Annotated in this window: 26 protein-coding genes; 22 read left to right on the forward strand and 4 right to left on the reverse strand. The window is 65.3% G+C overall.

Annotation, left to right across the window (positions count from 1 at the left end; all coding sequences use genetic code 11):
* From parA to K3F48_RS21770, 20 genes are all read left to right on the forward strand, one after another.
* A partial coding sequence (gene parA / locus K3F48_RS21675; RefSeq protein WP_222577527.1) for a ParA family partition ATPase occupies positions 1-564 on the forward strand: 564 nt, incomplete at its 5' end.
* A gap of 55 nt (positions 565-619) precedes the next feature.
* Complete coding sequence (locus K3F48_RS21680; protein ID WP_222577528.1) at positions 620-874, forward strand: hypothetical protein; 255 nt, start codon at positions 620-622, stop codon at positions 872-874.
* Entirely contained in the window at positions 871-1389 is a 519-nt protein-coding gene (locus tag K3F48_RS21685) for a DUF2840 domain-containing protein (protein WP_222577529.1), read from the forward strand. The genes K3F48_RS21680 and K3F48_RS21685 overlap by 4 nt, the downstream gene beginning before the upstream one ends.
* Entirely contained in the window at positions 1386-1931 is a 546-nt protein-coding gene (locus K3F48_RS21690) for a S26 family signal peptidase (RefSeq protein WP_222577530.1), read from the forward strand. The genes K3F48_RS21685 and K3F48_RS21690 overlap by 4 nt, the downstream gene beginning before the upstream one ends.
* A gap of 34 nt (positions 1932-1965) precedes the next feature.
* Entirely contained in the window at positions 1966-2301 is a 336-nt protein-coding gene (locus tag K3F48_RS21695) for a DUF736 domain-containing protein (protein WP_222577531.1), read from the forward strand.
* A 4-nt stretch (positions 2302-2305) separates the two neighbouring features.
* Positions 2306-3067, forward strand: coding sequence for a lytic transglycosylase domain-containing protein (locus K3F48_RS21700; RefSeq protein WP_222577532.1), 762 nt, complete (start codon positions 2306-2308; stop codon positions 3065-3067).
* 370 nt (positions 3068-3437) lie between these two features.
* Positions 3438-5195 (forward strand): DUF3363 domain-containing protein, encoded by a 1758-nt coding sequence (locus tag K3F48_RS21705; RefSeq protein WP_222577533.1) that lies wholly within the window; start codon positions 3438-3440, stop codon positions 5193-5195.
* A 146-nt stretch (positions 5196-5341) separates the two neighbouring features.
* Positions 5342-7321 (forward strand): conjugal transfer protein TraG, encoded by a 1980-nt coding sequence (locus K3F48_RS21710; protein ID WP_222577534.1) that lies wholly within the window; start codon positions 5342-5344, stop codon positions 7319-7321.
* A gap of 9 nt (positions 7322-7330) precedes the next feature.
* Complete coding sequence (locus K3F48_RS21715; protein ID WP_222577549.1) at positions 7331-7774, forward strand: ribbon-helix-helix domain-containing protein; 444 nt, start codon at positions 7331-7333, stop codon at positions 7772-7774.
* A gap of 137 nt (positions 7775-7911) precedes the next feature.
* Positions 7912-8895, forward strand: coding sequence for a P-type conjugative transfer ATPase TrbB (trbB, locus tag K3F48_RS21720; protein WP_222577535.1), 984 nt, complete (start codon positions 7912-7914; stop codon positions 8893-8895).
* Positions 8892-9230 (forward strand): TrbC/VirB2 family protein, encoded by a 339-nt coding sequence (locus K3F48_RS21725; RefSeq protein ID WP_109027534.1) that lies wholly within the window; start codon positions 8892-8894, stop codon positions 9228-9230. The genes trbB and K3F48_RS21725 overlap by 4 nt, the downstream gene beginning before the upstream one ends.
* Positions 9230-9508, forward strand: a complete 279-nt coding sequence (locus tag K3F48_RS21730) for a VirB3 family type IV secretion system protein (RefSeq protein WP_109027535.1) — start codon at positions 9230-9232, stop codon at positions 9506-9508. The genes K3F48_RS21725 and K3F48_RS21730 overlap by 1 nt, the downstream gene beginning before the upstream one ends.
* 6 nt (positions 9509-9514) lie before the next feature.
* A complete protein-coding gene (trbE, locus tag K3F48_RS21735; protein ID WP_222577536.1) occupies positions 9515-11950 on the forward strand; it encodes a conjugal transfer protein TrbE in 2436 nt (811 codons plus the stop codon).
* Positions 11950-12693, forward strand: coding sequence for a P-type conjugative transfer protein TrbJ (gene trbJ / locus K3F48_RS21740; protein ID WP_222577537.1), 744 nt, complete (start codon positions 11950-11952; stop codon positions 12691-12693). Before trbE ends, trbJ begins: the two co-directional genes overlap by 1 nt.
* A gap of 63 nt (positions 12694-12756) precedes the next feature.
* A complete protein-coding gene (gene trbK-alt, locus K3F48_RS21745; protein ID WP_370631467.1) occupies positions 12757-13017 on the forward strand; it encodes a putative entry exclusion protein TrbK-alt in 261 nt (86 codons plus the stop codon).
* Complete coding sequence (gene trbL / locus K3F48_RS21750) at positions 13014-14354, forward strand: P-type conjugative transfer protein TrbL (RefSeq protein WP_222577539.1); 1341 nt, start codon at positions 13014-13016, stop codon at positions 14352-14354. The genes trbK-alt and trbL overlap by 4 nt, the downstream gene beginning before the upstream one ends.
* Before the next feature lie 3 nt (positions 14355-14357).
* A complete protein-coding gene (gene trbF / locus K3F48_RS21755; RefSeq protein ID WP_222577540.1) occupies positions 14358-15041 on the forward strand; it encodes a conjugal transfer protein TrbF in 684 nt (227 codons plus the stop codon).
* Positions 15038-16108: a P-type conjugative transfer protein TrbG gene (gene trbG / locus K3F48_RS21760; RefSeq protein WP_222577541.1), complete on the forward strand. Its 1071-nt coding sequence runs from the start codon at positions 15038-15040 to the stop codon at positions 16106-16108. Before trbF ends, trbG begins: the two co-directional genes overlap by 4 nt.
* Positions 16105-17316 (forward strand): TrbI/VirB10 family protein, encoded by a 1212-nt coding sequence (locus K3F48_RS21765; RefSeq protein ID WP_222577542.1) that lies wholly within the window; start codon positions 16105-16107, stop codon positions 17314-17316. Before trbG ends, K3F48_RS21765 begins: the two co-directional genes overlap by 4 nt.
* Entirely contained in the window at positions 17313-17570 is a 258-nt protein-coding gene (locus K3F48_RS21770; protein WP_222577543.1) for a DUF2274 domain-containing protein, read from the forward strand. The genes K3F48_RS21765 and K3F48_RS21770 overlap by 4 nt, the downstream gene beginning before the upstream one ends.
* On the opposite strand, the gene K3F48_RS21775 is transcribed toward K3F48_RS21770, so the two are convergent.
* On the reverse strand, positions 17534-18451 hold the full coding sequence (locus K3F48_RS21775) for a LysR family transcriptional regulator (RefSeq protein WP_222577544.1): 918 nt from the start codon (positions 18449-18451) through the stop codon (positions 17534-17536). The two genes, K3F48_RS21770 and K3F48_RS21775, sit on opposite strands and share 37 nt — an antisense overlap.
* 357 nt (positions 18452-18808) lie before the next feature.
* Between K3F48_RS21775 and K3F48_RS21780 the strand changes: the two genes are divergently transcribed.
* Entirely contained in the window at positions 18809-19432 is a 624-nt protein-coding gene (locus K3F48_RS21780; RefSeq protein WP_222577545.1) for a hypothetical protein, read from the forward strand.
* Between the two features lie 29 nt (positions 19433-19461).
* Here the strand turns inward: K3F48_RS21780 and K3F48_RS25040 are convergent, their stop codons facing one another.
* Positions 19462-20052 (reverse strand): helix-turn-helix domain-containing protein, encoded by a 591-nt coding sequence (locus K3F48_RS25040; RefSeq protein WP_370631468.1) that lies wholly within the window; start codon positions 20050-20052, stop codon positions 19462-19464.
* Here K3F48_RS25040 and K3F48_RS21790 point away from each other — a divergent pair.
* Complete coding sequence (locus K3F48_RS21790; RefSeq protein ID WP_222577547.1) at positions 19949-20248, forward strand: hypothetical protein; 300 nt, start codon at positions 19949-19951, stop codon at positions 20246-20248. The two genes, K3F48_RS25040 and K3F48_RS21790, sit on opposite strands and share 104 nt — an antisense overlap.
* Positions 20249-20691: 443 nt before the next feature.
* Here K3F48_RS21790 and K3F48_RS21795 read toward each other — a convergent pair whose 3' ends face one another.
* Entirely contained in the window at positions 20692-21306 is a 615-nt protein-coding gene (locus K3F48_RS21795; RefSeq protein WP_222577548.1) for a LysR family transcriptional regulator, read from the reverse strand.
* 140 nt (positions 21307-21446) lie between these two features.
* The coding region (locus tag K3F48_RS21800) for a sigma factor-like helix-turn-helix DNA-binding protein (RefSeq protein WP_222577550.1) at positions 21447-21581 on the reverse strand (135 nt) is incomplete at its 5' end.

Consider the following 21581-nt stretch of genomic DNA (forward strand, 5'->3'; position numbering starts at 1 on the left):
GCTCGGCAGGGAAAGCGCGTCACGCTGATCGACGCCGATCCTCAGGGCTCGGCGTTGGACTGGTCACAGCAGCGAGCACGCGAAAACCTCTCGCGGCTGTTCACCGTCGTCGGGCTGCCGCGCGACACGCTCCACCGTGAGGCGCCCGAGCTGGCGCGCGGCGTCGACCATCTCGTCATCGACGGTCCGCCGCGCGTCGCCGGATTGATGCGCTCGGCGCTGCTCGCCGCCGATCTCGCGCTGATCCCGGTGCAGCCGTCGCCCTTCGACGGCTGGGCGTCGGCCGAAATGCTGGCGTTGCTCGGCGAGGCGCGCATCTATCGCCCGCAGCTCGCCGCCCGCTTCGTCCTGAATCGCTACGCCGCGCGCACCGTCATCGCGCGCGAAACGGTCGAGACGCTCGCCGATCATGATCCGCCGGCGCTCTCCGCCACCATCGGTCAACGCATCGCCTTCGCCGACGCCGCGCAGACCGGCCGTCTCGTCTCAGAGCTCGCCGACGACACGCCGGCGGCGCGCGAGATCGTCGCCCTCGCAGCCGAGGTCGGGAGGATCGCGCCATGACGATCTTCGCGGACGGTGTGCGCGGCGACTCGCCGCTCGACGACGGAGGCGCCGCATGAACGAGCGCCCTGCAAAGCGCGGCTTCGCGGCGCGTCCCGGCGACGCCGAAGGCTGGATCAGGTCGGCCGACGGTCCCGCCCGACGCGCGAACGACGCCAGCGGATTCACCGCACGCCTGACGATCGACATCACGCCGGCGCTCCGCGGCCGCATCAAGGTCGCCGCCTTTCGGCGCGGCGTCACCGTCGCCGACATGCTGCGCGACCTGCTCGCACGTGAATTTCCCGACGATCCCGGAGAAACATCATGAACGACAACGAGCCGCAATCCGCTCGCGTCGAAGCGCCGCCGCGTCGCGGCGCCGCGCTTCTCACCCATGTCGAGCTGACCTGGATCGAGAAGAAGATCGAGTTCCGAATTCGCTTCGGCCATCGCGCGGCGGACAAGATACTCGACCGCCGCCGCCGCATCGCCAGCTTCGCTACCGGCAGCATCTTCTGCTTCGTCCGATGGGCGTCGAACGACTATGGCACGGTGATTTCGCGGATGGACATCGTGCGCGCCGTCGGAGCCAGCGAGCGCTATCAGACACTGCCTTTCGTTCGGCCCGGCGGCGAGATCCTGCTCCGCGTCGACGCCTGGCCGAGGGTCGAGCGAGCGCTCCAGGCGATCGACGCCATAGAGGCGATCGGCGTCGATCCGGCCGACGCGTCGCCCGACTATTGGCGGCATTTGCACAACCGCCTCGCTGTCGGCGACGAGCCGCGCGCCTACACGCGCGAGCAGCACGACGCCTGGCTGAAGCGCCGGACCGTCGCGCCATGACCCGCCTCGGCTATGTCACGGCGACGCTCTCCTCTGTGCTGCTGATCGGCGGTCAGTCCATGGCTCCCGCCACGCCATGGCTCGTCTGGAACGCCACGGCGAGCACGCCGACGGGGCTCTATGCGCTTCAGGCCACGGGCCGACTCCGGGCTATGCAGCTGGTGGCAGTTCGCCCGCCGGAACCCATCGTGAGCTTCCTCGCCGACGGCGGCTTCCTGCCGAAAGGCGTGCTGCTCTTGAAGCATGTCTTGGCGCTCCCCGGACAGTCTGTATGCCGCGCCGGCCCCACCGTCACCGTCGATGGCGTCGACGTCGGCGAAGCGCGAGATCGCGATCGCTTCGGTCGTCCGCTGCCGAGATGGACCGGCTGCCGAACGCTGCGGGTGGGCGAGGTCTTTCTCATGAATCCGACCGTCCAGGACAGCCTCGACGGCCGCTACTTCGGTCCATTCCCCGTCACCTCGATCGTCGCTCGCGCGGTTCCGATCTGGACCGACGAAGAGGGCGACGGCCGTTTCGTCTGGCGCGCCGCGACCGACTGACACCCGCAGGACTTTACCAATATGGAGAATTCCGATGACGCAGATTGGTCGATTCATCCGCACCAAATCAGGCTTTTCCGGCGCCATCCGCACGCTGTCCCTCGACGCCCAGATCGTTCTCATTCCCTCCGACCATAGTGGTGCGGAGAACGCGCCGGACTACCGCATCCTGCTCGGTGATGACGAAGGACCGGAAATCGGGGCGACATGGAAGCGCATCGGCAAGAAAGCCGGCGACTATGTTTCGCTGCTCCTCGACGATCCAGCCCTGACGCAGCCGATCCGCGCCAATCTGCTCCAGTCGAGCGAAGACAAGTCCAGCTGGATTCTGCACTGGACCCGACTTCAGAAGCGCAACGAGCGGGACTGATAACATGCGCGCCGCACTCCTGATCATGAGCAAATCGGACCACACAAACCGGGCCTGCACGCGCGCACGATTCGCGCTCCTTCTTCTTATCGGCGTTGTTCCGGCCTGCACGCCGGGCGCAGTCCTGCCCGCAAAGGCAACGCCGACCGATGCCGATCCCTATGCCGTCCACGTCGCAGAAGCGGCGCGGCGCTTCGGCATTCCCGCGGCATGGATCCGGGCCGTCATGAAGATCGAAAGCCGCGTGCAGCGAGACGCCGTCTCACTCAAAGGCGCGGTGGGGCTCATGCAGATCATGCCCGACACCTGGACGGAGCTGCGCGCCCGTTACGCTCTTGCCGGCGATCCGTTCGACCCGCACGACAACATTCTCGCCGGCGCGGCCTATCTCGGCGAGCTGCACGATCGCTACGGCTCGCCGGGCTTCCTCGCGGCCTATAATGCGGGACCGCGCCGCTACGAGGATTATCTCGACGGGCGCCGTTCATTGCCATCCGAGACTGTCGCCTATGTCACGACGCTCCTCCCTCTTATCGAAGGAAACGACAGCGCTCGATCCATTCGCGAGGTATCCGGCCTGTCGCGCTGGACGCAAGCGCCGCTGTTCGTCGAGCAGCTCGACAGCGCACATGCCGCCAATCGTCCTGCGTCAGCCCTGACAGCGACCGCCACGGAGGCTATCGCTTCCATGCGCGATCTATCCGTCATCGCGCCTCGCTCCGACGGCCTGTTCGTCGCGCTCTCGTCGACGGAGCACCCGCAATGAACCAGCATCGCTGTTGCGGTCGGACTGCCGACCTTTGCGCACTGAGGGACCCCGTCGCCGCCATTTGCCCGGCGCGGAACGCGTGCAGGCGCATTGCGAGCGCGGTTCGTGACCACTTCGCATTCCAGCGTTTCAGAGCGCAATGTCGCAAAGACAGAACGGCGGAAGGCAATGCAGCGCAGAACACGACCGGACTAAGGCGAGATAAAAGCGCCTGCCACGCCGGCAGACAAGTCGCTGTCGCGACTCGTCTTTCGTCGGGCAGGCCGGTCGGTCGTTGGCAGGTTTCGGCAAATCCTCGTGGAGTTACAAGGCTTCGACTTGCACACTGCGTTCTGGCGGCTGCCGTTCGCCTCGGCGAGGCGCTCCGATGAGCCGGGAGGAGAACAATTTCCGCGTCCGGCCGGGACGGGTCCGCACGACGCGCGCGCCGAAGCCCAAGAGCTTCGTCGCCGAGGTTCTGAAAGCCGCGCGCAAGGCCGGACCTACGACGCCGCATAGCGGCGCGCGATCCGTTGCCGCGGTCGGCTCCGGCTTCGGGCGCGGGCGCGCCGCCTTCGGCCGCGCCCGCCTCTTCGATCCGGGCCGCCGCGTCGTCGTCAAGGCGCGCGTCGTCCGCCACAAAGGCCGCAGCTTTCGATCGGCACCACTCTCCGCACATTTTTCCTATCTGAAGCGCGAGGGCGTCAGCCGCGACGGAGAGAAGGGCGTCATGTTCGATGCCACGCACGATCGCGCCGACGATCGCGCCTTCGCCGAGCGATGCGACGGCGACCGGCATCATTTCCGCTTCATCATCTCGCCCGAGGACGCCGCCGAGATGACCGACCTCAAAGCCTTCGCCCGCGATCTCGCCGCGCGGACGGAGGCCGATCTCGGAACCAAGCTCGATTGGATCGCCGTCGATCATTGGAACACCGACAACCCACATGTCCATCTTCTGGTGCGCGGCGTCGACGAAACCGGCGGCGATCTCGTCATCGCCCGCGATTACATCAGCCGCGGCCTGCGCTCGCGCGCGGAAGACCTCGTCGCCATCGAGCTCGGACCGCGCCCCGAACATTCGATCCGCTCGGCGCTCGAGCGCGAGGTCGACGCCGACCGCTGGACGCGGCTCGACGCCGCCATCCGCTACGCCGCCGACGAGACAGGTCTGGTCGACCTGCGCCCGGCGAGTCCTGGTCTAAACGACCCCGAATTGCGCCGCCTGATGGTCGGCCGCGCCCAGAAGCTCGAACGAATGGGTCTCGCCGCCTCCGCTGGTCCCGGCCGATGGATGATCGGCCTGGAGGCCGAACGCACGCTGCGCGATCTCGGAATGCGCGGCGACATCATCAAGACCATGCATCGCGCCTTCGCCGAGCGTGGCCAGGACCGCGGCGTCGGTGATTATGCCATCGATGCAGCGCCTTCAGAGTCGCCGCTCATCGGGCGGCTGGTCGACAAGGGACTACACGACGAGCTGAACGGAGAAGCCTATGCCGTGATCGACGGGACCGACGGACGCGCCCATCATGTCCGCTTCCGCGGCGTCGAGGCGTTCGAATATGCCCCGCCGATTGGCGGCGTCGTCGAGGTGCGCCGCTTCGGCGGAGCCGACGATCCGCAGCCGACGCTCGTCCTGGCGACACGCTCGGACTTCGATCTCGACCGCCAGATCGGCGCGTCGGGGGCGACATGGCTCGATCACCGCCTCGTGGAGCGCACGCCGACGCCGCTCGCAATGGGTGGATTCGGCGGTGAGGTCCGCGAGGCCATGAAAGCGCGCGCCGAGCATCTCATCGCAGTGGGACTGGCACAGCGCCGAGGCGGGCAGATCATTTTCCAGCGCGACCTGCTTGCGACGCTGCGCGGCCGCGAGCTGACCGACGCCGCGGCGAAACTTTCGGCCGAGACCGGCCTTCCGAGCACCCAGGCCGTGACTGGAAATCAAATCTCCGGTGTTTATCGCCGGCGCCTCGTGCTCGCTTCCGGGCGCTTCGCTATGATCGACGATGGTCTCGGCTTCCAGCTCGTGCCCTGGTCGCCCACACTCGAGAAAAAGCTCGGCCAGCATGTCTCCGGGACGGCAAGAGACGACGGCGGCATCGAATGGAGCATCGGCCGAAAGCGCGGATTGGGCTTGTGACGATCGACGCGCGTCGATCACCGATGCGTGACGCCATTATTTTTTCGTCTCGGTTCGCCTCGCTACGATCGCGACGTGAACATGCTTGAATGCGCTCGGACCGCGTCCTTGTCTCGACGCCTCGCTCTATTCGAATGGAGGCGTGCATGTCGGCGACCAGGATTCTCTGGGGCCAGATCCTCGTCGTATCGCTCATCGTGCTGACCGCGATATGGGCGGCGACCGAATGGACCGCCTGGCGCCTCGGCTTTCAGCCGCAGCTTGGACATCCCTGGTTCGAGCTCGCCCATTTCCCCTTCTATCCGCCGCCTGCCTTCTTCTGGTGGTGGTACGCCTTCGACGCCTATGCGCCGGCGATCTTCGTCGAAGGCGGCTATATCGCGGCCTGCGCCGGACCACTGTCCATCGCGGCGGCGATCGGCATGTCGATCTGGCGCGCGCGTGAGGCCGACGATGCCGAGACCTACGGCTCCGCCCGCTGGACCCGGCCCGACGAGATGAAGACCGCCGGCTTGCTCGGCCCCGACGGCGTCGTGCTCGGCCGGCACGAAAGCGCCTATCTGCGTCACGACGGACCCGAGCATGTCCTCTGCTTCGCCCCGACCCGGTCCGGAAAAGGCGTGGGTCTCGTCGTGCCGACGCTGCTCACCTGGCCGGGCTCGGCCATCGTCCACGACATCAAGGGCGAGAACTGGCAGCTCACCGCCGGCTTTCGCGCGCGGCACGGCCGCGCCCTGCTGTTCGATCCGACCAACGGCGACTCGGCCGCCTATAATCCGCTGCTCGAAGTGCGCAGGGGCGAGTGGGAAGTCCGCGACGTGCAGAATGTCGCCGACGTTCTGGTCGATCCGGAAGGATCGCTCGAGCGCCGGAACCATTGGGAGAAGACGAGCCACTCCCTTCTTGTCGGCGCAATCCTCCACGTCCTCTACGCCGAAGCCGATAAGACGCTCGCCGGCGTCGCCGCCTTCCTGTCCGATCCGAATCGACCCATCGAGACGACCCTGCGAGCGATGATGACCACTCGGCATCTGGGCGAGGCCGGTCCTCATCCTGTCGTCGCCTCGGCGGCGCGCGAGCTGCTCAACAAATCCGACAATGAGCGTTCGGGCGTCCTCAGCACCGCCATGTCGTTCCTGGGCCTCTATCGCGATCCCGTCGTGGCGAGAGTGACCCGCCAATGCGACTGGCGGATCGCCGATCTCGTGTCCGGCGCGCGTCCAGCCACGCTCTACCTCGTGGTGCCGCCCTCCGACATCAGCCGCACCAAGCCGCTGATCCGACTCGTGCTCAATCAGATTGGTCGACGCCTGACCGAGGAGTTGCGGCCCACTGGCCGCCGTCACCGCATGCTGCTGATGCTCGACGAATTCCCGGCGCTCGGACGGCTCGATTTCTTCGAGAGCGCGCTGGCGTTCATGGCCGGCTATGGCATCAAGAGCTTCCTGATCGCGCAATCGCTGAACCAGATCGAGAAGGCCTATGGGGCGAACAACTCCATCCTCGACAATTGCCATGTCCGCGTGTCCTTCGCGACCAATGACGAGCGGACGGCGAAGCGCGTGAGCGACGCGCTCGGCGCCGCGACCGAGATGAAGGCGATGAAGAACTATGCCGGCCATCGGCTTTCGCCCTGGCTCGGCCACCTGATGGTATCGCGCTCCGAGACGGCGCGCCCGCTGCTCACCCCCGGCGAGATCATGCAGCTTCCGCCATCAGACGAGATCGTGATGATGTCGGGCCTGCATCCGATCCGCGCGAAGAAGGCGCGCTATTATGAGGACAGCCGCTTCGCCGGGCGGATTCTGCCGCCTCCGGATGACGCGGCTCACACGCCCCGGCTGGATGACTGGTCCGCCCTGCCAGTCCAGCGCCCGGCAACCGACCTCCTCGCGCGGTCGACGGCCGAGGACGAGGCCAATGGCGGGTTGAGACGCGAGCCGGAGCTGCCCGACCACGTCGCGATCGTGAAGGAGACGACGCCGTCGCGTCGGGGCAGAAGCGAATTCGCCATCGTGGACGATACGCCAGAGCAGGCCGCGCGCCAGCAGGAAATCATCCGGCAGCGCATGGGCGGCCTCGCCCGCCAGGGCGCGATGGATCCGGCTGACGGCCTCGAGCTGTAGGAGGCGATGATGCGCGACCGCCTCAATGTCTCGCTTCCCGTCGAGATGATCGCGAGGATCAACGAGCTCGCTGCGCAGAAACGTCTGACACGCTCCGCCATTGTAGAGGCTGCCGTCGCGTCCTTCCTGTCGCCTGACGGCGCGGATCGCATGGAGGCCGCCTTCATGCGGCGGCTGGACCGGCTGACGCGTCAAGTTCAACGCCTCGAACGTAACAGCGGGCTCTCGACCGAAGCGCTCGCGCTGTTCGTTCGCTTCTGGCTGACCGTCACGCCACCCTTGCCGTCAGACGCGCAAGCGGCCGCCCAGTTGAAAGGGCGGGAACGCTACGAGGGTTTCATCGAGGCGCTCGGGCGACGACTTAATCAGGGGCGGACGCTGCTCGATGAGATTCCGAAAGACATGCTCCGCACCGAACGAGCCGACGAGAACGCCACCGACCCGCGCGAATAGGACGCAAGTATTTTTTCGCCGAGCTACGACCAGCTGCTACGACCGCCGGAACCTTGTTGATTACGCCGGTTTCCTGCCTTTTCTAATCATCCCCACGGTAGATCGCCCTCGCGCGATCGACCGAAGCGGGGGCGGATTTGGCGGCTTCTCTTCTCCATTCACAGGCTCACGCGCGCGGCGCGCGCATGCTGCGCACGGCCCTCGGACCGGCCGTCGCGAGCTTTCTCGAAGACCCAACCGTCGTCGAGGTGATGCTCAATCCGGACGGAAAGCTCTGGATCGACAGACTATCGAGCGGTCTCGAAGATAGCGGTTGCAGAATGTCGGCGGCCGACGGTGAGCGCATCGTGCGGCTAGTGGCCCATCATGTCGGCGCCGAGGTGCATCCGGGCTCGCCGCGGGTCTCTGCGGAATTGCCCGAGACGGGAGAAAGGTTCGAAGGACTTCTTCCTCCCGTCGTGGCGGCGCCCGCCTTCGCGATCCGAAAGCCTGCCGTCGCTGTGTTCACGCTCGGCGACTACGCGCGCGCCGGAATCATGACGCCAGGTCAGGCGGACGTCCTGCGAAAGGCCGTCGCGGATCGGAAGAATATTCTCGTCGTCGGCGGCACGTCGACCGGCAAGACCACGCTCGCCAATGCGCTGCTCGCCGAGATCGCGCATACCGCCGATCGCGTCGTACTGATCGAGGATACGCGCGAACTGCAATGCCGCGCGCCCAATCTCGTCGCTCTGCGCACCAAGGACGGCGTCGTCTCCCTTTCCGATCTCGTGCGCTCGTCGCTTCGGCTTCGACCCGACCGCATTCCGATCGGCGAAGTGCGCGGAGCCGAAGCACTCGACCTGTTGAAGGCCTGGGGCACCGGACATCCGGGCGGCATCGCCACCATTCACGCCGGCACGGCGCTCGGGGCGCTGCGGCGTCTCGAGCAGCTCATTCAGGAAGCCGTGATCACCGTGCCGCGCGCGCTGATCGCCGAGACGATCGAAGTCATCGCCGTTCTCCAGGGCCGCGGCGGCGAGCGGCGCCTCGCCGAGCTCGCGATCGTCGACGGCATCGATCCAGCCACCGGCGATTACCGAGTCCTTCCGATCGCTGCACATGCAGGAGACCCATCATGACGCCCTTTGCTCCGAATAGCCGCTTTGGCCGCCGCATCGCCATTTTCGCCGCCATCGTCGCCTGCGCGGTGATGTCTTCGTCTTCGGCCCAAGCCTCCGGCTCCTCTATGCCCTGGGAGACGCCGCTCAATCAAATTCTCGAATCCATCCAGGGCCCGGTCGCCAAGATCATCTCGGTCATCATCATCACGGTGACGGGCCTCACTCTCGCCTTCGGCGACACATCGGGCGGCTTCCGCCGTCTGATCCAGATCGTCTTCGGCCTGTCGATCGCTTTCGCCGCCAGCTCCTTCTTTCTCTCCTTCTTCTCCTTCTCCGGCGGAGCGCTGATCTGATGAGCGAATTCAACAGCGCCGAGGACGTCCCCGGCTTCTTTGTCCCGGTGCATCGGGCGCTGACCGATCCGATCCTGCTCGGCGGCGCGCCGCGGGCGGTCGCAATCGCCAATGGCACGCTCGCCGCTGCGATCGCGCTCGGCCTTCGCCTCTGGCTTCCCGGCGCTCTGTTCTGGGCGGTCAGCCACAGCGCCGCGGTCTGGGCGGCGAAGCGCGATCCGCAGTTCGTCGAGGTCGTGCGCCGCCATCTTCGCTATCCCGCTTATCTTGGTGTGTGAGGCTCCATGCTGAATCTCGCCGAATATCGCGGCCGCCCGACGAGCCTCGCGGACTTCTTGCCCTGGGCCGCCATCGTCGCCGAAGGCGTCGTTCTCAACAAGGACGGCTCCTTCCAGCGCACTGCGCGCTTCCGCGGACCCGATCTCGACAGCGCGACGCCGGCCGAGCTCGTCGGCGTGACCGCACGCCTCAACAATGCGCTGCGCCGCCTCGGCTCCGGCTGGGCCATCTTCGTCGAAGCCGATCGGGCGTCGGCGCAGCATTATCCGCACGATCGCTTTCCCGACGCGGCCTCAGCGCTCGTCGACCTCGAGCGACAGAACGCCTTCGAGGAGGCAGGCGCGCATTTCGAGAGCAGCTATTTCCTGACGCTCCTCTGGTTGCCGCCGGAGGAGGACGCGTCCCGCGCCGAAAATTGGCTCTATGAAGGCCGCGCGCAAGACGGCGTCGACCCGTGGGAGCTGCTGCGCGGCTTCGTCGATCGCACGAACCGCGTGCTGCAACTGGTCGAGAGCTTCATGCCCGAGACGGAATGGCTCGACGATGGCGAGACGCTGACCTTCCTGCATTCGACCATCTCGACACGCCGGCAGCGCGTCCGTGTCCCGGAAACGCCGATGCATCTCGACGCGCTGCTCGTCGACGAGCCGCTCACCGGCGGCCTGGAGCCGCGGCTCGGAAACGCGCATCTGCGCATTCTGACAATCGTCGGCTTTCCGAGCGTGACCCATCCGGGCATTCTCGACGAGCTCAATCGTCTCGCCTTCCCCTATCGCTGGTCCACGCGCGCGATCCTGCTCGACAAGACCGAGGCCGTTCGGCTCCTGACAAAAATCCGGCGGCAGTGGTTCGCCAAACGCAAATCCGTCGCCGCCATCATCAAGGAGGTGATGACCAATGAGGCTTCGACCCTCGTCGACTCCGACGCGGCGAATAAGGCTGCCGACGCCGATATCGCGCTGCAGGAGCTCGGCGCGGATGACGTCGGCGAAGCCTATGTGACCGCCACGGTCGCCGTCTGGGACGATGACCCGGCGATCGCGACCGAAAGGCTGCGCCTCATCGAGAAGGCGATCCAGGGCCGCGACTTCACCTGCATAGCGGAAGGCGTGAATGCGGTCGAAGCCTGGCTCGGCTCACTTCCAGGTCACGCCTACGCCAATGTCCGCCAGCCGCCGATCTCGACGCTCAATCTCGCCCATATGATTCCGCTCTCCGCCATCTGGGCGGGAGCAGACAGAGACGAGCATCTTCGCGCGTCTCCCTTGCTCTTCGGCAAGACCGAGGGCTCGACGCCCTTCCGCTTCTCGATGCACGTCGGCGACGTCGGCCATACGCTGATCGTCGGTCCGACCGGCGCCGGCAAATCCGTGCTGCTGGCGCTCATGGCGATGCAGTTTCGCCGCTATGCTCGCGCGCAGATCTTCGCCTTCGATTTCGGCGGCTCGATCCGCGCGGCGGCGCTCGCCTGCGGCGGCGATTGGCACGATCTCGGCGGCGGCCTGTCGGCCGGCTCCGAGGACAGCGTGTCGCTGCAGCCGCTCGCCCGCATCGACGACGAGGCCGAGCGCGCCTGGGCGGCGGAATGGGCACCCGCCATCCTCGCCAAGGAAGGCGCCGCCATCGACCCGACGGCGAAAGAGCATATCTGGTCGGCGCTCACCTCGCTCGCCTCGTCACCTCCCGGTGAACGCACGCTCACCGGTCTCGCCGTCTTGTTGCAATTGACTGCCCTGAAGCAGGCGCTTCAGCCCTATTGCGTGGGCGGTCCCTTCGGCCGGCTGCTCGACGCCGAAGAGGAGCGCCTCGGCTATTCCAATTTCCAGGCTTTCGAAACGGAAGGCCTCATCGGCGCCGGCGCCGCCGCAGCCGTGCTCACCTATCTTTTCCATCGCCTGGAGCAGCGTCTGGATGGACGGCCGACCTTGCTCGTCATCGACGAGGGCTGGCTCGTCCTCGACGATCCCGCCTTCGCGCGCCAGCTGCGCGAATGGCTGAAAACCTTGCGGAAGAAGAACGCTTCCGTCGTCTTCGCCACGCAGTCGCTCTCCGACATCGACAATAGCCCGATCGCGCCGGCGATCGTCGAGAGCTGTCCGACCCGCATCTTCCTTCCGAATGAACGGGCGATCGAGCCACAGATCACTGCGATCTATCGCCGCTTCGGCCTCAATGATCGCCAGATCGAGATCATCGCCCGCGCGACGCCCAAGCGAGACTATTACTGCCAATCGCGGCGCGGCAATCGCCTCTTCGAATTGGGGCTCGGACCGATCGGCCTCGCCTTCTGCGCCGCCTCCTCCAAGACCGATCACGCCACGATCGAGCGCATTCTCGCCGAGCACGGGTCGGATGGATTCCTGCGTGGATGGCTGATCGAGCGCGGCCTCGAATGGGCGGCAGATCTCATCCCCGACCTCACCAATCTGGAGTTTTGCTGATGGGCGCTCGTTCTCTTCGCCACGCCGCCCTGTTCGGCGCCGCGGCTCTGTCCGTATTTCTCGTCGCCGACCCGGCGCCCGCGCAGATCGTCGTCTATGATCCGAGCAATTTCTCGCAGAACGTGCTCACCGCCGCACGCGAGCTGCAGCAGGTCAACAATCAGATCCAGAGCCTCGCCAATGAGGCTCAGATGCTGACCAATCAGGCTCGCAATCTCGCGAGCCTGCCGCTCTCGACGCTGAGCCAGCTCCAGACGACGATCCAGAAGACGCAGTCGCTGCTCGCCCAGGCGCAGCACATCGCCTTCGATGTCCAGCAGATCGAATCCGCCTTTGCGACGACCTATGGTTCGGCGTCGACCAGCGCCTCCAGCTCGGGTCTGATCGCCACGGCGCAGACACGTTGGCGGAATTCCGTCGCCGCCTTCGAGGATTCCTTGAAGGTCCAGGCCGGCGTCGTCGGCAATCTCTCGAGCAACGGCTCCGCCATGTCGTCGCTGACCTCCGCCAGCCAGACGGCGACCGGCGCGCTGCAGGCGGCGCAGGCCGGCAATCAGCTGCTCGCGCTGCAATCGCAGCAGCTCTCCGATCTCGTCGCCGTGGTCGCGGCGAAGAGCCGCGCCGATGCGCTCGAGCAATCACGCATCACGGCCACGGAGTCACAAGGACAGGAGCAATACCGGCGCTTTTCGACGCGCTCCGGCTATCAGCCGGGCAATGTCACCATGTTCCACGGCAATTGAGGCGCGCCCATGGGACGATGGGACATATGGCGCGCCGGCGCGATCCTCATTCTGATCGCCACATTGATCGCGACGCTCTCCGCGATCGATCTCGATGCTCCTACGCCAATCATCCGCGACACGGGCGTCGCCTTTGCCAACGAACCAGACGATCTGTCCGCCGAGCTGCGCCGCTGCGGCGCGCTCGCGCTCCAGGATGCCGAAGACCAGCGCTGTGAGGCGGTCTGGACGGAGAATCGCCGCCGCTTCTTCGGCAGGCCGGCGCGGCCGACGCCTCCCACGGCCGCGCCGGCCGCAGCTATTTCGAAAGGCGCCGCGCCATGAACAATGTCGGCGTCATCGACACCTTCCTGAACACTTTCACGACCTATATCGATTCCGGCTTCGGCCTGCTGAAGGGCGACGTCGCCTATCTCTCCTCCACGCTGATCGCAATCGACATCACGCTCGCCGGCCTGTTCTGGGCCTGGGGCGCCGACGAGGACGTGATCCAGAGGCTCGTCAGGAAGACGCTCTACATCGGCTTCTTCGCCTTCCTCATTACTAATTTCAACAAGCTCTCGGGAATCGTCTTCAACAGCTTCGCCGGCGTCGGCCTGAAGGCCGGCGGCTCTTCGGTGTCGACCGCCGATTTCCTGCGGCCCGGTCGTCTCGCTCAGGTCGGCCTCGACGCCGGTCAGCCGCTGCTCGACGCCGCGAGCCAGATGATGGGCTTCGCGTCCTTCTTCGCCAATTTCGTTCAGATCGCCGTGCTGATGATCTCCTGGCTGCTGATCGTCATCGCCTTCTTCATTCTCTCCGTGCAGCTCTTCGTCACGCTGATCGAGTTCAAGCTGACGACGCTCGCCGGCTTCGTGCTCATTCCCTTCGCGCTCTTCAACAAGACCGCCTTTCTCGCCGAGAAGGTGCTCGGCAATATCGTCGCTTCGGGCGTGAAGGTGATGACGCTCGCCGTCATCGTCGGAATTGGCTCCGGACTCTTCTCGCAATTTACGGCGAGCTATGGCGGCGAGCAGCCGACGATCGAGCAGACGCTCTCCGTCGTGCTCGCCGCGCTCGCCATGCTCGGCCTCGGCATATTCGGTCCCGGCATCGCGACCGGCCTCGTCTCCGGCGCGCCGCAGCTCGGCGCCGGCGCTGCGGTCGGAACCGGCGTCGCGGTCGCGGGCGCCGGAATGGTCGGAGGCGCGGCGCTCGGCCTGGCCGGAAGGGGAGCGACGGCCGCCGCCTCGGGAGCCGCCGCCACCGCGCGCGGCGGGGCGAGGCTCGCCGGCGGGGCCGTTTCGGCCTATGCCCTCGGCTCGGCCGGCGAGTCCGGGCCTTCGGCTGTCGCCGCCGGACTCGCCGGTGTCGGCAAAACGGCGGGCGCCGTCGCAGCGGCTCCGTTCCGGCGCGCGGCCGCTCGCGCGACGAGTTCCTTGGCCGAGAACTATTCCGCTGGCGCCCGCGCCGCCTTCGCGGCGACCGGCGGCTCGTCGACTACAGGCGCAATAGGCGACGGGGCGACCAGCGCTCCGCCGGGGAATGCGCCGCCGGCCTGGGCGCGGCGCATGAAGCGCAATCAGCTCGCGAGCCACGGCGCGACGACCGCCGCGCATGTCATTCAGTCCGGCGACAGCCACGGCGGCGGCCATTCCGTCGATCTCTCACAAGAGGAATAGACCATGTTCCGACGCGCCTCGGTGCGCTATGGCCGCACGCCTGAACCGGAAACGCCCTATCAGCGAGCCGCCCAAGCCTGGGACGAGCGCATCGGCTCCGCGCGCGTCCAGGCGAAGAACTGGCGGCTGATGGCTTTCGGCTCTCTGCTCTTGTCCTGCGGCCTCGCGGCCGGTCTCGTCTGGCAGTCGACGCATGGGACTGTCGTCCCCTGGGTCGTGGAAATCGACCAGCTCGGCGAGGCGCGCGCGATCGCGCCGGCGACCGCCGACTACACGCCGTCCGATCCGCAGATCGCCTGGTATCTCGCCCGCTTCATCAAGGATGTCCGCGCCGCACCTGCGGATCCGGTCGTGGTCCGGCAGAGCTGGTTGCAGGCCTACGACTTCACGACGACGGCGGGCGCCGCCGCGCTCAACGATTACGCCCGCGCCAATGATCCATTCGCCAAGCTCGGCAAGCAGCAGATCGCCGTCGACGTCTCCAGCGTCATTCGCGCCTCGACCGACTCGTTTCGCGTCGCCTGGATCGAGCGCCGCTATCAGGACGGCGCGCTCGCCGACACGACGCGATGGACGGCGATCCTCACGATCATAATCCAGCCGCCGACCGACGCCGATCGCCTCCGCAAGAATCCGCTCGGCGTTTACATCAACGCCATCAATTGGTCCAAGGAGCTCGGACAATGACCCGGCCGAATTTCTTGAATGCCGGCGATCCGGCTTTGCAGATCGCCGCGAGCATGCGGTTCCGGAAAGGAGGAAGCGCGCCTTTCCGTAAAGCCGGCTTTGCTGCTCTACTCCTCTCCGCCGCGTCGCTCGCCGGATGCGCGAAATTCATTCCGCCGGATATCGATTACGACGACGCCGCGCCGGCGCGGCTTTCCGCCGATCCGGCGGCGCCGGTCAAAATCGTCACTATCGCCAAGCCGCTTCCCTTGCCGGGCCAATTGAAGCCGCTGCACGCCGGCAAAGCCCCGCCCGAGCCCGCCGATCCGGCCATGCGCGTCAATCAGGCCAACGCCGCCGCCCGCGTGCAGCCGGTGCGCGACGGGTTCATCAACGCCGTGCAGGTCTATCCCTTCTCGGGCGGCGCGCTTTATCAGGTCTATGCCGCGCCGGGACAGATCACCGATGTCGCCCTGCAGGAGGGCGAGCAGCTCGTCGGTTCGGGACCGGTTGCGGCCGGCGACACCGTGCGCTGGATCATCGGCGACACGGAGAGCGGCGTCGGCTCGACGAAAAAGATCCACATCCTCGTCAAGCCGACGCGGCCCGACCTCGTCACCAATCTCGTCGTCAACACCGATCGGCGCACCTATCTGCTCGAGCTGCGATCGACCGAGAAGACCTATATGGCCTCGGTCTCCTGGCAATATCCCGAGGACCAGCTCATCGCCTTGCGCCGTCAGAACGCGGTCGCCGAATCCGCCGCGCCGATCGCGACGGGCGTCGACGTCTCCGCGCTGAATTTCCGCTATGCGATCCAGGGCGACAATCCCGCCTGGCGGCCGCTGCGCGCCTTCGACGATGGATCGAAGGTCTATATCGAATTCCCGACCGGCATTCGCCAGGGCGAGACGCCGCCGCTGTTCGTCATCGGTCCGGCCGGCGGCTCCGAGCTCGTCAATTATCGCGTGAGCCGCAACTACTACATCGTCGACCGCCTCTTCGCGGCGGCCGAGCTCCGCCTCGGCGATGCGGATAGCGAGCGGCGCGTGCGCATTGTCCGCACCGACGGAAGGCCGCGGTCATGACGCCGGACGCGAATGACGAGCGCTTCGCTGCGTCGCCGCCGATCACGCCGGACCTTCGCCTTCGAGGCGAACGCCCGCGCGTGACGCGGCTGTCGCGCAAGGTGCTGATCGGCATGGCGAGCGTCGCGGCCCTCGCGATCGCCGGCGCGCTCGGCTACGCGCTGCAGCCGCGCGACAAAAGCGGCGCGGCCCAGGAACTCTACAACACGCAAAATCGGCCCGCCACTGATGGTCTCGCGAGCCTGCCCAAGGACTATACCGGAATGCCGCGACCGGCGCCGCCGCTCGGTCCGCCTCTGCCGGGCGATCTCGGGCGGCCGATCCTAAATTCGGGCGCGGCCGGCAATACGACGATCGTCGGCGCATCGGCTTCTTCCGATCCCGAGGCGCAACGTCGCGCGCAAGAAGGTGAGGCCGCGCGCGTGAGCCGGCTCTTCGCTCAGACGAACGAGCGCGAGAGGTCGATCACCCCGATCGTTCCGACAACGATTTCCGCGACCGACGCAGGCGCTACAGCTGCGCCGTCAGTCGACGCCGGCTCCGCGCAGAACATGCAGGATCGCAAGACCGCTTTTCTGACCGCCTCGACCGATCGCCGCACTGTCAGTCCCGATCGGCTCGCCAAGCCTGCGTCGCCCTACGTCGTCCAGGCCGGAACGGTTATCCCGGCCGCGCTCATCACCGGCCTCCGCTCCGATCTGCCGGGACAGATCACCGCCCAGGTGACCGAAGCGGTCTACGACAGTCCCACGGGGAAGTTTCTGCTCATCCCTCAGGGCGCGAAGCTGATCGGCCAATACGACAGTTCCGTCGCCTACGGCCAAAGGCGCGTGCTCCTCGCCTGGACTCGGCTCATCATGCCCAATGGAACCTCGATCGTGCTGGAGCGACAACCCGGCGCCGATGCGGCGGGCTACGCTGGCCTCGAGGACGAGGTCGACAATCATTGGGACATGCTTCTCAAAGGAGCCGCGCTCTCGACGCTGCTCAGCGTCGGCGCCGAGGCGGGAACGACGGGCGGCGAGAGCAGTCTCATCCAGGCGATCCGTCGCGGCGGCTCCAACAGCGCGAGCCAGACCGGCCAACTGCTCGTTCAACGCCAGCTCAATGTCCAGCCCACTCTCACCATTCGCCCGGGCTTTCCTGTTCGCGTGCTCGTGACGCGGGATCTTCTATTGGCTCCATACAAAGAAGGGACGACGCCGTGACGAAACTGAAGCTTGGTCCGCTCGCCGACGACAAGCCCGTCAAAATCGCTGTCGAGATTCCTGCCTCTCTGCATCGCGATCTCACCGCCTATGCCGACGCGCTCGGCCGAGCCAATGGGCAAACCATCGCTGATCCGCTCAAGCTGATCGTCCCGATGCTTCAGCGCTTCATCGCGACAGACCGAGCCTTCGCGAAGGCTCGGACGCGTCCGAAACCTCAACCCGATGTCGCGGAAGCCGAAAGGTCGGGATAGCGGGCGCGCAACAGATCGAGAAATGGTTGCAGCATCGGACTGCTGTTCGTCTCTTTCCAATAGGCCGCGAACTGAAGCCGCATTTGCCCACAGTCGCCATGCAGCTCGCGATGGGCCACTCCGGGGCAGACGAAGCCGACGGCGCCTTCGAGCAGTGGCGCGACGCCATAGCCGGCGCCGACGAGGCTCAGCAGCCTGTCGAGGCTGACATCCTGATAGCTGATACGCAAAGCATCCGAGCCGCCGGCCTTCACGCTCAGCAATTGCTCGAGTTCGGAATCGACGCCGCTCCGCGTCAGCAATATCCGATTGTCGCAAAGCTCCCGCCATTGGATCGCTGGCCGATTATTGAGCGGGTGATTTTCCTGAACGGCGACGACGACCCGTTCGCCCCAGAGCGGCAGAACGCGGTCGTTCCACCTTCCGCCGCCGGAGGTCAATATGGCGACGTCGATCGCGCCGGCGGCGAGTTCGCCGAGCAATCCCACCTTGGCGCCGTCGACCAGGAGAATATCCGCATCCGCGATCTGGCGGCACAACTCCGCGAGCGTCTCCCGCAGATTGCCGGCCGAAAGCGACGAGCAAATCCCTATTCGCAATGGCCTGCTTCCGCCATTGCGGCGCGTCTTGAACGTGAGGAAGAGACGGTCCGCTTCGTCGACAATGGGCCGCGCCGCATCCAGAAATTCACGACCGACCGTCGTGAGCTTCGTTCCACCGGTCGTGCGTTCGAACAAGTCCACGCCGAGCTCACATTCGAGATCATGCAATCGACGGCTGAGGGTGGATTGACGCGTGTTCAGCGTCTCCGCCGCTTGCCGAAGGCTTCGATGCCGCGAGGCGACAAGGGCCCATTTCAGATCTCGAAGCTCCGAATTCACCTGAAAAGCCCGGTTTCACAAGCTGATTTCCAGAATCGGACATGCCGACGACGGGACCGCCAGCGGCCGTTCTAATGCTTCCTACTTCATTGAAAATAAATGGCCTTTTCAAGGCCGTCGAATGGACGGCTATCGCTTTGCACGCTATGGGTTTTTCGGCGAACGGACCCGATTTCTCCGTAATCGATGCGCCGTCTCGCGCAGTCCGACCGCTCCTGCGTTTCCAATATACGTTGCTAAAACGTTCTAGCCGGCTTACCTTCCTCCGGCTGCAATTTCACGAGCAGCGGCCGAACGGGATGCTGGTAACAACCCGCCCGGCCTGACCACAACCCACGCTTGGTAGGAGCCTGGATCATGGCTGATTCTGAAGATAGCACGACTCCGCCCGCCGTTAGCTGGCGCGCGATTTTGCGAGGAACCGGCGCCTTGCCGTCCGGGAAGAGGACGGGAGGGGAGCCGTCCGACCCTGCGCTGCAGCTCTGGCGGAACTGGCAAGCCAATCACACTCAGGTCGTCGCGCTGACGCGCCAGTGGCAGCGGATCGAGAAAAAGCTCATTCATTCGGTCGGCATCCCCGAGGTCGCGATCCGCATTTCGGGCGAGGAGGAGCCGAAAATCGCTCAATCGGTCGACGAGATCGAGGAACTGGTCGCGAATGAGCCCGCGATCGAGAGAGAAGCGCTGCTCGCGGCGTTCGACGAGCGGCAAAAGCGATGGGACGAGGCGGCGGCGACGCTCGGCTTCGACGCCGTCGACGCGGAACTCCGGGCCGCTCTCGGCAAGGAGCGCGATTTTGTGGCGTTGGTCCCGAAGACGAAAGCCGCCAGCCTGCCGGGTGTCGCGGCCAAGCTCGCCATCCTCATTCAGCTCGGCGAGCCGAGCCCGACAGATGCCGAATTTCCCTGGCCGGAACTGCGCTCGGCCTTGGCGGATATCGCCCGGTTGGCGTCCCCGGAAGCGGCAGTCTCGCCGATGTGATCCTCGTGCTCGGGTCCATGGCCGCTCGGCTATGGACCCGGCTTCTTTCGAGCAGTGGCCCGCCTTTGCGCGGGCTTCTCGCTTTTGCGAGACGGCTTTGCGCCTTTATTGGGCTGCCCCTTCGTGCCGGCGCCTTCAGGCGATGTCGCGGATGACGATTTCGCCTCCGCGCTTTCGCTCGCAGGCCTCAGAAGCTCGAGCGCCGGGATGCCGAGAGCGTCGGCGAGGCGGCCGACGACGTCGACCGTCGCCGAATAGACGCAGCGTTCGATCGAGCTGATATAGGTGCGGTCGAGCTCGGCTCGATGGCCGAGCTCCTCCTGCGACAGGCGTTGCGCCCGTCGATATTTCCTCAGATTGCGCGCCAGCGTCTCTCGCATTTCCATGACGAGAACCAGCCAGCTTGAAGAGTATTTATCTACGGAGTATACTCTACAAACGATCGCCGCCGGTTCGAGGAAGGGAAGCGCCGGCGCGGCAGAGGGGGCGAGTCCGTAAACGACCGAGAGTCCGAAAATGCGTGAGAAGCATCTGGGCCACGCCGTCTCTTTGGCGACGATTTTGTTGAGCACGCGCGAGCAGTTCGCTCGCGCGCTACGTGACGCTGCGATTGCGAGCATCAGGGCGAGGTCGAGAGGCGCGGGTTTCGACCAGCCGATCATCTCCCGCTATTTCCTCGAATCGCACGTCGACGACGCTCTCTATCTGATCGGCAGAGATGGGCTCGACTCGCTCGAGAGCAATGTCCGCTTCGCGGTCGACGAAATGATACGAGAGGCATTGGAAAACGTGAGAATGCGGCGAACGGACAATTAGTCGATCGCGTTCTCGGTACGCCGGCTACGGCGTGCGCATTGCGCTTGCGCCATTGGGAGCCGACGTTTCCTGACCAGCAGCACGGTTGATGTCGATCACATTTCAAGGATTTTGTTTTGGGAGCATCTGTCGTGGAAAAACGAATAACTCTCACTGACATAGACCGCCCAGGAGAGGCGCTCGAAGTCGATATCATCGCCGCCGACGAGGCGTCTTTGACGCTGGCGGTGCCGAACACATCCGTGCAATTTCGAGTGTTCCGCCACAGCCGCAACGCTCCCTATCGAGGGTCGTTGGGCGGCCGGACTTTCTGCTTCGTTCCACTCGCTGTTGATGCCAAAAGGACCGTCGCGAAAGTGAGAAAATAAAGGCGACCCACATGTTGGAGCTCCATAGCCTCCGTCTCATACGCAATCCGGGTGATTGACTCGGTGCCGAAGCAGTTAAGCTTCGTCGTCATGAATCGGCGAAAGATACGCCACGCTCGCCAATGAGCGCGACATGATCAAAAGCCGAGCCGGTTTCCATTGGTAGCCAAAAATCGCCAAGCCGCGGCAATTAGCCCGAAACCGCATCACATCCACCGGCCGGCGCGGCGTGCCGCAAACTACGAATGCGACATCGAGGCGATGGTCCATGAGTCGAGAGATCAATTTCGCAGAGTCGGCCTCGGCGAACTCGAGCGCGACCTCCGGATGAAGCTGGTGAACCGCACGGAGAATATCCTGAACGAAACTAGTTGCGATTGACGGGAGCACTCCGATTCGAATCAGCCCTTCGTCTCCACGCTCTGCGGCCGCAGCATTCGCAAATGCTTTATCCATATCTGCTAACGTGTTTCTCGCGAGCCCTAAGAACCGCTTGCCGGCATTTGTTAGCCGGACGCCATTCGAATGACGCTCGAAGAGTGACACTCCGAGCTCGTTCTCGAGCGTCAGAATTCGGCGGCTTACCGCCGATCGCCGAGCTCCAAGAATCCGAGCAACTCGACTGATGCTCCCTTGGTCCGCGACCACGAGGGCCTGTGACACGCCGAGATAGCTATCGAGCGAATCCATAGTTCAAAATGAAGCTCCGCCACTCTGGCGCCGAACGCCATAATTCTAAGGAAAGCATACCATTTTTCACTAACTCTAGGGTCAACTCCAGGGACTCGAAAGAGAGAGGCGTCGACTCGATGGCGGGTGATTGTCGGCCGTCACGCCGTCAAATCCACGCCTGTGAGATATTCACGGACAAGAAGGCGCGCGCGTCGGAGGCGCGCCTTCGCTGTAGCGACGCTGATACCGAGCTGTTCACAAATCTCGGAGATGGTCGCTTCCTCGAAGTCTCT

It is taken from the genome of Methylosinus sp. Sm6 (assembly GCF_019802345.1).
Taxonomy (GTDB): Bacteria; Pseudomonadota; Alphaproteobacteria; order Rhizobiales; family Beijerinckiaceae; genus Methylosinus.

Excerpts from the sequence above, each read along its gene's own strand:
- K3F48_RS21795 (WP_222577548.1), bottom strand. The coding sequence starts at position 21,306 with ATGGATTCGCTCGATAGCTATCTCGGCGTGTCACAGGCCCTCGTGGTC.
- trbF (WP_222577540.1), top strand. The coding sequence starts at position 14,358 with ATGTTCCGACGCGCCTCGGTGCGCTATGGCCGCACGCCTGAACCGGAA.
- K3F48_RS21705 (WP_222577533.1), top strand. The coding sequence starts at position 3,438 with ATGAGCCGGGAGGAGAACAATTTCCGCGTCCGGCCGGGACGGGTCCGC.
- trbG (WP_222577541.1), top strand. The coding sequence starts at position 15,038 with ATGACCCGGCCGAATTTCTTGAATGCCGGCGATCCGGCTTTGCAGATC.
- K3F48_RS21730 (WP_109027535.1), top strand. The coding sequence starts at position 9,230 with ATGAGCGAATTCAACAGCGCCGAGGACGTCCCCGGCTTCTTTGTCCCG.
- trbE (WP_222577536.1), top strand. The coding sequence starts at position 9,515 with ATGCTGAATCTCGCCGAATATCGCGGCCGCCCGACGAGCCTCGCGGAC.
- K3F48_RS21685 (WP_222577529.1), top strand. The coding sequence starts at position 871 with ATGAACGACAACGAGCCGCAATCCGCTCGCGTCGAAGCGCCGCCGCGT.
- K3F48_RS21725 (WP_109027534.1), top strand. The coding sequence starts at position 8,892 with ATGACGCCCTTTGCTCCGAATAGCCGCTTTGGCCGCCGCATCGCCATT.
- K3F48_RS21690 (WP_222577530.1), top strand. The coding sequence starts at position 1,386 with ATGACCCGCCTCGGCTATGTCACGGCGACGCTCTCCTCTGTGCTGCTG.
- K3F48_RS21700 (WP_222577532.1), top strand. The coding sequence starts at position 2,306 with ATGCGCGCCGCACTCCTGATCATGAGCAAATCGGACCACACAAACCGG.
- K3F48_RS25040 (WP_370631468.1), bottom strand. The coding sequence starts at position 20,052 with ATGCTCGCAATCGCAGCGTCACGTAGCGCGCGAGCGAACTGCTCGCGC.
- K3F48_RS21790 (WP_222577547.1), top strand. The coding sequence starts at position 19,949 with ATGCGTGAGAAGCATCTGGGCCACGCCGTCTCTTTGGCGACGATTTTG.
- K3F48_RS21710 (WP_222577534.1), top strand. The coding sequence starts at position 5,342 with ATGTCGGCGACCAGGATTCTCTGGGGCCAGATCCTCGTCGTATCGCTC.
- K3F48_RS21780 (WP_222577545.1), top strand. The coding sequence starts at position 18,809 with ATGGCTGATTCTGAAGATAGCACGACTCCGCCCGCCGTTAGCTGGCGC.
- K3F48_RS21680 (WP_222577528.1), top strand. The coding sequence starts at position 620 with ATGAACGAGCGCCCTGCAAAGCGCGGCTTCGCGGCGCGTCCCGGCGAC.
- K3F48_RS21695 (WP_222577531.1), top strand. The coding sequence starts at position 1,966 with ATGACGCAGATTGGTCGATTCATCCGCACCAAATCAGGCTTTTCCGGC.
- trbL (WP_222577539.1), top strand. The coding sequence starts at position 13,014 with ATGAACAATGTCGGCGTCATCGACACCTTCCTGAACACTTTCACGACC.
- trbJ (WP_222577537.1), top strand. The coding sequence starts at position 11,950 with ATGGGCGCTCGTTCTCTTCGCCACGCCGCCCTGTTCGGCGCCGCGGCT.
- K3F48_RS21765 (WP_222577542.1), top strand. The coding sequence starts at position 16,105 with ATGACGCCGGACGCGAATGACGAGCGCTTCGCTGCGTCGCCGCCGATC.
- K3F48_RS21715 (WP_222577549.1), top strand. The coding sequence starts at position 7,331 with ATGCGCGACCGCCTCAATGTCTCGCTTCCCGTCGAGATGATCGCGAGG.